At 65.6% G+C, this 8532-nt stretch carries 8 protein-coding genes; 4 read left to right on the top strand and 4 right to left on the bottom strand.

The window, feature by feature from the left end:
- The first annotated feature begins 143 nt into the window (after nt 1-143).
- Entirely contained in the window at nt 144-1274 is a 1131-nt protein-coding gene (locus B7G53_RS21930) for an IS4 family transposase (protein WP_176491446.1), read from the top strand.
- 692 nt (nt 1275-1966) lie between these two features.
- Here the strand turns inward: B7G53_RS21930 and B7G53_RS21925 are convergent.
- From B7G53_RS21925 to B7G53_RS21910, 4 genes are all read right to left on the bottom strand, one after another.
- Nucleotides 1967-3010 carry a VWA domain-containing protein gene (locus B7G53_RS21925; protein WP_096671721.1) on the bottom strand — a complete coding sequence of 348 codons (1044 nt, stop codon included), beginning with the start codon at nt 3008-3010 and terminating at the stop codon, nt 1967-1969.
- A gap of 31 nt (nt 3011-3041) precedes the next feature.
- Nucleotides 3042-4073, bottom strand: coding sequence for a DUF58 domain-containing protein (locus tag B7G53_RS21920; RefSeq protein ID WP_096671717.1), 1032 nt, complete (start codon nt 4071-4073; stop codon nt 3042-3044).
- A 149-nt stretch (nt 4074-4222) separates the two neighbouring features.
- Nucleotides 4223-5233 (bottom strand): AAA family ATPase, encoded by a 1011-nt coding sequence (locus tag B7G53_RS21915; RefSeq protein ID WP_096671715.1) that lies wholly within the window; start codon nt 5231-5233, stop codon nt 4223-4225.
- Nucleotides 5234-5244: 11 nt separating this feature from the next.
- A complete protein-coding gene (locus tag B7G53_RS21910; RefSeq protein WP_096671713.1) occupies nt 5245-6144 on the bottom strand; it encodes a S1C family serine protease in 900 nt (299 codons plus the stop codon).
- 138 nt (nt 6145-6282) lie between these two features.
- On the opposite strand from B7G53_RS21910, the gene B7G53_RS21905 reads away from it, so the two are divergent.
- Genes B7G53_RS21905 through B7G53_RS21895 form a run of 3 tightly spaced genes read left to right on the top strand, consistent with a single transcriptional unit; the run spans nt 6283 to nt 8423 of the window.
- A complete protein-coding gene (locus B7G53_RS21905) occupies nt 6283-7131 on the top strand; it encodes a TatD family hydrolase (RefSeq protein WP_096671711.1) in 849 nt (282 codons plus the stop codon).
- Between the two features lie 4 nt (nt 7132-7135).
- Nucleotides 7136-7636, top strand: a complete 501-nt coding sequence (locus B7G53_RS21900; RefSeq protein ID WP_096671709.1) for a DNA-deoxyinosine glycosylase — start codon at nt 7136-7138, stop codon at nt 7634-7636.
- Between the two features lie 4 nt (nt 7637-7640).
- Complete coding sequence (locus B7G53_RS21895) at nt 7641-8423, top strand: spermidine synthase (protein WP_096671707.1); 783 nt, start codon at nt 7641-7643, stop codon at nt 8421-8423.
- Nucleotides 8424-8532 lie beyond the last annotated feature (109 nt).

Below are 8532 nucleotides of genomic sequence, written 5' to 3'. Positions count from 1 at the left end.
TTGATCCCATAAGCGCTAACTTAAAGATTTACTTTTGAGATATCCTTCGGCTGTTGCATCAGCAAAGTTGGAGGCATCCCATGGAGCAGTCGGCAGAGCAGTCTCAGGAAGAGGTGATCGGACTGGGTGAGGATTGGCGCCTCGTGGAGGCGCTACTGCCAGATCGATGGATGGAGATGGCGCGGGAGCTGGGCGCCTTCCAGCGAGCCCGTGGCATCGCCGATGCGCGGGCGCTGCTGCAAGTCATGCTGATCCACCTGGGCGAGGGCTGCGGGCTTCGCGAGACGGCCGCACGGGCGTCGCTGGCGGGCATTGCCCAGGTCAGCGACGTGGCCCTGCTCAAGAGGCTGCGGTCCTGCGGTCCGTGGTTCGAGTGGCTGGCCCAGGCGCTGCGTGCGGCGCCCGAACTACGCGACGCGCAGTCCGACGCTGGCGCGCAAGGGCTGCTGGGCGGGCGCCAGCTGCGTGTCGTCGATGGCAGCGTCGTGCGCGAGCCTGGTGTGACCGGATCACAGTGGCGGCTGCACTACGCCATAGGACTGCCGGGCCTGCAGTGCCAGGAAGTCCACCTCGGCCCTAGCGACGAGGGTGAAACCCTCAAGCGCTTCCAGGTGCACGCGGGCGACATCTTCGTGGCCGACCGCGGTTATGCGCACCCGGGTGGAATCGCCCACGTCAGGCGCCATGGCGGCGATGTGATCGTGCGCATGAACCTGGTGACCTTGCCGCTGGCGCACCCCGCCACGGGCCAGCCGCTGGACGTGCTGCAGCAGGTGCGAGGGCTGCAGGTGGGGCAGGCGGGTAGCTGGCCGGCCATCCTGAAGGTCAAGGCCGAGCGCGGCGGTCAGCGCTCGCAGGAGATCGCGGGAAGGCTGTGCGCGGTGCGCAAGAGCGCTGCGGCGGCGGCGCTGGGTCGCGAGCGGGTGCGCCGCGAGAGCATGCGCGGGCGCACGCAAGTGCAGCCCCAGACGTTGGAGGCGGCCGGCTACGTGCTGGTCTTCACCACGCTGGCGCCCAGCGTGCAGGCCGCTCAGGTGATGGCGCTGTATCGGCTGCGCTGGCAGATCGAGCTGGAGTTCAAGCGGCTGAAGTCGCTGATCCAGCTGGGGCACCTGAAAAAGCACGATGCGCGGGCGGCGCGAAGTTGGCTGCAGGGAAAGCTGCTGGTGGCCCTGTTGATTGCCCGCCTGATCGCTCACGCCGAGCGCGTTTCCCCCTGGGGGTACGAGATTGCGTGGTTCGCTGCGCCCCCGAGAGCGCTGTCCGTGGCGTGAGACCTCGCTCATGCTCGGACTGCTGTGCCGCTGCGTTGCGCCCAATCTGCGGCTTGCCGATGCAATTGGCCAGTGGCAGGCTTTGCGCTATCGGCTGGCCGAGCCACCTCGCAAGAGGGTGCTGCAGCGACAAAAAGGACGTGAGCTTCTAAGTTAGCGCTTATGGGATTTGATCCGGGATCCATGCTCGACGACCACCACCGTTCGGGCTGAGCCCGTCGAAGCCTTTGCAAGCTTGCGCTTCAGCGGGGCTTCCAACAAGCCGGGGGTTGCCCGGCGGCAAGTAACTTTCTTTTGCGTCGCCAAAAGAAAGTTACCAAAGAAAAGGCGACCCGATGGTCTGGGTCCCTCCGCTTCGCTACGGGCAACCTGCGGTGCTCGCCGAAAGCGGGGTCGAGCTCGAACTCGCTACGCTCAGACAACCGCTCGCCCTGATCCGCTTTCGGCTGCGCTCCTCGGCCCAGCCCGACGGGTGGGGGAACAAATGCGGATGCGGGGAGACATGACGCGCGAAGCGCGTCATGTCGGACTCAACAGACTGTCATGTTTGCACGCGAGCGCAGCACACGCGGCCACATGAAGCTCCCCGCCATCGCCCAGCGGGGCGAGGGAGGGGCGGGGGGAGGGAGTGGGGAGTTGGCCCTACTGTCAGAAGCGAACCCGAGGCGGAGCGTGATGCCGGGGTAACAGCGTCAAAGAATCCGGTTGAACCACAGCAGTGACAAGCCCGCCGACAGCAGTGCCAGCACCGACGCCACCAGCGCCAGCAAGCCGGAGATTTCGGTTTCCTTTTTCTCCACGGTCAGACGCGAACTCAAGGTCTTGTAGACCTTCCTCAGGTCCGCCGCGGTGCCGGCATAGAAGTATTCGGCCTGGGTCTTGTTGGCAATGGCCTTGAGGGTTTCCTCGTCGAGCCTGACGCGCATGGACCAGCCTTCAAACCCAATGGTCTCGCCGTCGACCGTGCCCACCCCCACGGTGTAGACGCGTACGCCGCGGTCGGCCGCCATCTTGGCGGCTTCCAGGGAGTCCACCCCCGTGGTGCGCTGGCCGTCGGTCAGCAGGATGATGGCCGCCGAGGTGTAGGAACCGGGGGCCACCGGCGTGAACTCCTTCTTCGGCTCTTTCGGCGCCTGGTCAATCGCGATGCCGCTGTTGCGGTTGCGGCCGTAGGTCAGCGACGCCAGGTCGATGCCGGCATCCGGAAACAACTCGGCCAGCGAAACGACGATGGCGTTGCCGATGGCCGTGGCGCGTTGCAGCTGGAACTTGTCGATGGCCGTTACCAGGTCTTCCCGGCTGAGCGTGGGTTGCTGCACCACCGAGGCGGTGCCTGCAAACGCGACAATGCCGACCTTCACGCTGCGCGGCAGGTCGGCCAGGAAGGCCTTGGCGGCGTTTTGCGAGGCGACCAGGCGGTTCGGCTGCACGTCGGTGGCGCGCATGCTCCCCGACACGTCCATCGCCAGGATGATGGTTTCCTGCTGCGAGGGCAGGGTGATCACGGCGAAGGGGCGCGCAGCAGCCAGCAGCATGGCGGCGATCGCCAGCAGGAAAAGTAGTGGCGGGATGTGCCGCCGCAAGCTCTGGCCGCTGCCCATGGCTTCCCGCACGATGGACAGGCTGGCATACCGCAGTGCCATTTTCTTTTTGCGGCGCAGCAGCCACACATAAACCACCACCAGCAGGGGAAGGGCCAGCATCAGCCATAAGAAATGGGGCCAGAGAAAAGTCATGGGCGGTGTCATGGGGTCGTCTCCTTGCGGCTCAGGCAGCCGCCTTCAGGTGGCCGGGCAGCTTGCCGCGGCCGCCTCCGCCGGCAGCGCCCGAGACCTGGCCGCGGCGCTTGCGCAGTTCGGTGAACCGCATGATGGCGTCGACCAAGTCGCCGTCGGTGGACAACTCCAGCGTGTCCACGCCGGCCTGCGCCAGCGCCCGGCGCAAGTCGGCTTCACGTTGGGCGGCAATGCGCGCAAAGCGCTGGCGAAAACCCGCGTCGTGGGTGTCCACCAGCAACTGCTCACCGGTTTCCGCGTCGCGTATCGGGATCAGTCCAAGGTCGGGCAGTTCAAGTTCTAGTGGGTCCAGCAGGCGTACCGCCACCACCTCGTGGCGCTGCGCCAGCTGACCCAGCGCTTTTTCCCAGCCGGGTTCACTGATGAAGTCGGACACCACAAACACCGTGGAACGCCGGCGCAGCAGCTGGGCGGCCGAGCTCAAGAGTTCGTCGAGGCGCGTGGTGACCACGCCGGTGGTTGCGGGACGGGTCTGCAGCCTGTGCAGCAGTTGCAGCACATGCGCGCGCCCGCCGCGCGGCGTCAGCACGGTGTCCACACCGGCGCCGTACAGCATGGCGCCCACACGGTTGCCGTGGCGCGTCAGCACGCGCGCCAGCACCGCGACGAATTCGCTGGAGACCTGGCTTTTGCGCTGGTCGCCCGAACCAAAATCGACCGAGGGGCTCAGGTCCAGCAAAAACCAGCTGGCCATTTCGCGGTCTTCGGTGAACACACGCACATGCGGCGACTGCAGGCGCGCGGTCACGTTCCAGTCGATGTGGCGCACGTCGTCGTGGTGCTGGTACTCGCGCAGGTCGGCCAGGTCCATGCCGGTGCCGCGCATCAAGGTGCGGTAGTCCCCCTGCAGCAGGCCGTCGAGCCGGCGCAGCACGGTCCACTCAAGCCGGCGCAACACGTGCTCGGCACCGCCAGCGCTGCCAGTCTGCACCCGGGCCACCGCTGCTTGGACGGAAGCTTCGGCGGGTTCGGGTTGGACGGATTTGCGGAACCAATTTTTCATGACCAGTCACCACCTCGTGTAGGGCAGCCGGCGAGGGGCCCTCTGCTTCAAGCAGGGGCCGCGGAACCGGCTTTGCCGGGCCGCAGGCGCAGTGGCCCCCCCGGGGGGCAGGGAGCTACACGCAGTGAGCGACCGTGGGGGCAACATTTTTACGCCACCAGTTTTTCATGTTCAAGCGGACGCGCAGGCGCCGGAACTTTGGCCATGATTCTGGCGATCACGGTGTCCGCACTCAGGCCCTCGGACAGCGCTTCGTAGGACAGCACCAGCCGGTGCCGCAACACATCCGGCACCAGGTCCGTCATGTCTTCGGGCAGGACATAGCTGCGCCCGCGCAGCATGGCCAAGGCGCGCGCGCCTTCGGTCAGGTTGATGGTGGCGCGCGGGCTGGCGCCGAAGGTGATGAATCGGGCCAGGTCTTTCAGGCCGTTTTTTTCCGGGGTGCGGGTGGCCGATACCAGCCGCACGGCGTACTGGATCAGCGAAGGGTCCACATAGACGCGCCGGCATTCGCGCTGCAGTTCGGCCAGCTGCGCGGTGGTGGCGACACTGGACACGGCCACGGCCGGACCGATCACGCGCTCGACGATCACGAACTCCTCCTCGTCGGTCGGGTAGTCCACCAGCACCTTCATCATGAAACGGTCCACCTGCGCTTCTGGCAGCGGGTAGGTGCCTTCGGTTTCGATCGGGTTTTGCGTGGCCATCACCAGAAAGGGCTCGGGCACGCGGTGGGTAACGCCTGCAATCGTGACCTGGCGCTCCTGCATGACCTCCAGCAGGGCGCTCTGCACCTTGGCCGGCGCACGGTTGATCTCGTCGGCCAGCAGCAGGTTGGTGAACACCGGGCCCAGCGAGGTGCTGAAGTCGCCGTTTTTCTGGTTGTAGATGCGCGTGCCGACCAGGTCCGCCGGCACCAGGTCGGGTGTGAACTGGATGCGTTTGAAATTGCCCTGGATGGTGCTGGCCAGGGTCTTGACGGTCAGGGTCTTGGCCAAGCCCGGCACACCTTCAACCAGCAGGTGGCCCTGCGCCAGGATGGCCACCATCACACGTTCGAGAAAACGGTCCTGGCCGACGACCACCCGTTTGACCTCGTAGAGGATCTGTTCCATCAGTTGCGCGGTGTGGGGGTCCTGCGAGGGGGCGGGTGTTTGCATGGGGAGGTCCTTCAGAAAGGCGGCAAGCCGACGGCGGCAGCGGCATTTTCAATCGGCACGGCAAAGGCGATGCCGACAAAACTGCGCTGCTGGTTGGGGTTGAGGATGGCGGTGACGATGCCGACCACCTCGCCGTCCATGGTGACCAGCGGGCCGCCGGAGTTGCCGGGGTTGGCGGCCGCGTCGAACTGGATCAGGTTGCTCATTTCCTGCTTGCCTTCGGGCGAGCGGAAGGTGCGCTTGAGGCCGGAGATCACGCCCGCCGATGCCGACGGCCCGATGCCGAAGGGGTAGCCCACGGCCAGCACATGGTCACCGGACGCCAGGTCGCCAGTGGAACGCATGGTCGCCGCAATCATGTCGTCGGGGATCTTGTGCGCCTGCAGCACCGCCAGGTCGTTTTCGGGCTGGGCGCCGATGATGTGCGCGGTCGATTCCAGTCCGTCGGAAAATACCACCTTGATGGTCTGCGCCCCCTGCACCACATGCAGGTTGGTCAGGATGATGCCTTTGTCCACAATCACCACGCCGGTGCCGACGCCGTACTCCTGGTCTTCCTTGCCGTTCTTGCTCTTGCCGTAGCCGGTGACGCGCACCACCGAGGGGCGAATGGCTTCATAGGCCTTGGCGACGGCCGAAGGCAACTGGGCAGTTTCCAGCGTTTTCAGGACGGCGGCATTGATGTCGGCTTGTGTCAGCTTGCGTGGCTGCGGCCGCAGCGCCAGCGACAGGCTGAGGGCCAGCAACAGCGCCATCACGGCCAGCGCGGTCCACAGCAGGCGCGGGCTGGACAGCGAAAAAAAACGTGTTGCCGGAGCAGACTCAGCGGCTGGCCCGGCTTGCGCCTGCTGCCCTGGCGCCTCCGCGGGCGGGGGGCTGCTGGAGCTGCTGTAGAGGGCTGGCCTGCGCATCCGTGTCACCTGTGAAAAGGGTTTTCCGGGGATTTCGAGACTGACAAATACACGGTATCACGTCTGGCGCAACCCTGCATATTCTTCAGGCATCCGTGGGGTCATCGCAGCTGGCGGGCGATCAGGCATCATGGAAAGATGCCCCGCTGGATAGATACCCATTGCCACCTCGATGCCGCCGAATTCGACAGGGACCGCTCCGCCGTGCGGGCGCGGGCGGCCGTCGCCGGCGTGGCGCATTGCGTTTTGCCGGCGGTCGGGGTGGCTGACTTTGCGGCCGTACGCACGCTGGCGCACGATTTTGGGGACAGTTATGCGCTGGGCATTCACCCGCTGTTTGTCGGCCAGGCGCAGGAGAGTGACCTGGCCCTGCTCGACGCCGAACTCGCCCTGCGAAAAGCCGACACCCGGCTGGTTGCAGTGGGCGAAATCGGCCTCGATTATTTTGTGCCGGCCCTGACACAAAGCCCTTTGCGCGAGCGCCAGGAGCATTTTTACCGCGAGCAGCTCCTGCTGGCGCGCAAACACGGCCTGCCGGTGATCCTGCATGTGCGCCGCTCCGCCGACAGACTGCTCAAGCACCTGCGCGAACTCGCGCCGCAGGACGGCTGGCGCGGCATTGCCCACGCTTTCAACGGCAGCCGGCAACAGGCCGACGAATTTCTCAAACTGGGCCTCAAGCTCGGTTTTGGCGGGGCCGTCACTTTTGAGCCGGCGCGGCAGCTCAGGCGCCTGGCGGCCGAATTGCCGCTGGAGGCGCTGGTGCTGGAAACCGATTCGCCGGATATTCCGCCGCACTGGCTGTACGCCACGGCGCAGCAGCGCGGCGGGGGCCAGGCCCAGGGGCGCAACGAGCCGGCCGAGTTGCCGCGTATTGCCGCCGTGGTGGCGGAACTGCGTGGCATAACACTCGACGCCCTGGCGCTGGCCACGACGGCCAACGCCAGCGCGGCGCTGCCCCGGTTGCGGGCCCTGACCACATGGTGAGCGCATGCTGACCGGTCTGGCGCCGCTGGTCAGCCGCCGCACCCGCGTACTCATCCTCGGCAGTTTTCCCGGCGTGGCATCCCTGGCGGCGCAGCAGTACTACGGCCACCCGCAAAACCAGTTCTGGAAAATTCTGCAAGCGATTTGGCACTCCAGCCCAATAGCATCGGGCGCAGACAGCTATCAAAGTCGTAGCGAATGGCTGCTCGACAGGCAACTGGGCGTCTGGGACGTGTATGCCTCCTGCGAACGCGAGGGCAGCCTGGACAGCCGCATCCGCCAGCCGGTGGTTAACGATTTCGCGCAGATGCTGCAACAGTGCCCGGCGCTGGAAGCCATCGTCCACAACGGTGGCGAGAGTTTCAAACATGCCCGGTACACCGCGCTGCTGGGCTTGCCTGTTTATAAGTTACCGTCCACCAGTCCGGCCAACGCCTCCTGGTCGTTTGAGCGCAAACTCGCTGCCTGGCGCGACGTATTTGAAAAACACAGATTGACCGATTGACCCGATGGCCCGCAAAGAAACCAGCATCAACATCAACAAGCTTCCACAGGCAGAACTGCCCGAGGTGAATTTTTCCGATTACGGCGACGTCCGCTACCTGCATCTGGGCACGCAGTGGGTGCAGGGGTCCATGCTGCTGGACAAACCGTTCGACATCGAACTGGAGTATGTCCAGCGCATGATGGTCTGGCTGTTGTTCACCGAGCCAGGCACGGTGGCGGCGCGCCACGCGATGCAGCTGGGCCTGGGGTCGGCAGCGCTGACCAAGTTCTGCTACAAGAAACTGAAGATGAAAACCACGGCCATCGAGCTCAACCCGCAGGTGCTGGCCGCCTGCCGGCTGTGGTTCAAGCTGCCCGCCGATGACCTGCGCCTGAAGGTCATCCTGGCCGACGCTGCGCAGGAGATCCGCAAGCCGGCGCACCACGGCACCGTGGACGCGCTGCAGGTGGACCTGTACGACCACGAAGCGGCGGCGCCGGTGCTCGACAGCGTGGACTTCTACGCGGATTGCCGCGAACTGCTCAGCGAGGACGGCGTCATGACGGTCAACCTGTTCGGGCGCGACTCCAGCTACATCAGCTCGCTGGAAAAAATCGCCGAGGTCTTCGGCCCCGAATCCGTCTGGGCCTTCAAGCCGACGCGCGAGGGCAACACCGTCGTGGCGGCGCAACGTGAGCCGACCCGGCCCGAGCGGGGGGAGCTGTCGCAACGGGCCGAGGTGATCGAGTCCCGCTTCGGCCTGCCGGCCAAAAAGTGGCTGAGGCTGTTCAAACCCGTTTTTTGAGCGTTCCCCGAGAAGTTCTCCGTCGCGCGGGGGTGATCAGTTAAAGTGCCTGCATGCGTGCTGCCGTGCCTTCCAAACACCCCCCTGAATCCACCCCCCGGTCCGCCGC

The organism is Polaromonas sp. AET17H-212 (assembly GCF_002379085.1).
Lineage (GTDB): Bacteria > Pseudomonadota > Gammaproteobacteria > Burkholderiales > Burkholderiaceae_C > Polaromonas.
This window is presented reverse-complemented; position numbering and strand designations above follow the sequence as displayed.

Excerpts from the sequence above, each read along its gene's own strand:
- B7G53_RS21910 (WP_096671713.1), bottom strand. The coding sequence starts at position 6,144 with ATGCGCAGGCCAGCCCTCTACAGCAGCTCCAGCAGCCCCCCGCCCGCG.
- B7G53_RS21915 (WP_096671715.1), bottom strand. The coding sequence starts at position 5,233 with ATGCAAACACCCGCCCCCTCGCAGGACCCCCACACCGCGCAACTGATG.
- B7G53_RS21925 (WP_096671721.1), bottom strand. The coding sequence starts at position 3,010 with ATGACTTTTCTCTGGCCCCATTTCTTATGGCTGATGCTGGCCCTTCCC.
- B7G53_RS21900 (WP_096671709.1), top strand. The coding sequence starts at position 7,136 with ATGCTGACCGGTCTGGCGCCGCTGGTCAGCCGCCGCACCCGCGTACTC.
- B7G53_RS21905 (WP_096671711.1), top strand. The coding sequence starts at position 6,283 with ATGCCCCGCTGGATAGATACCCATTGCCACCTCGATGCCGCCGAATTC.
- B7G53_RS21895 (WP_096671707.1), top strand. The coding sequence starts at position 7,641 with ATGGCCCGCAAAGAAACCAGCATCAACATCAACAAGCTTCCACAGGCA.
- B7G53_RS21920 (WP_096671717.1), bottom strand. The coding sequence starts at position 4,073 with ATGAAAAATTGGTTCCGCAAATCCGTCCAACCCGAACCCGCCGAAGCT.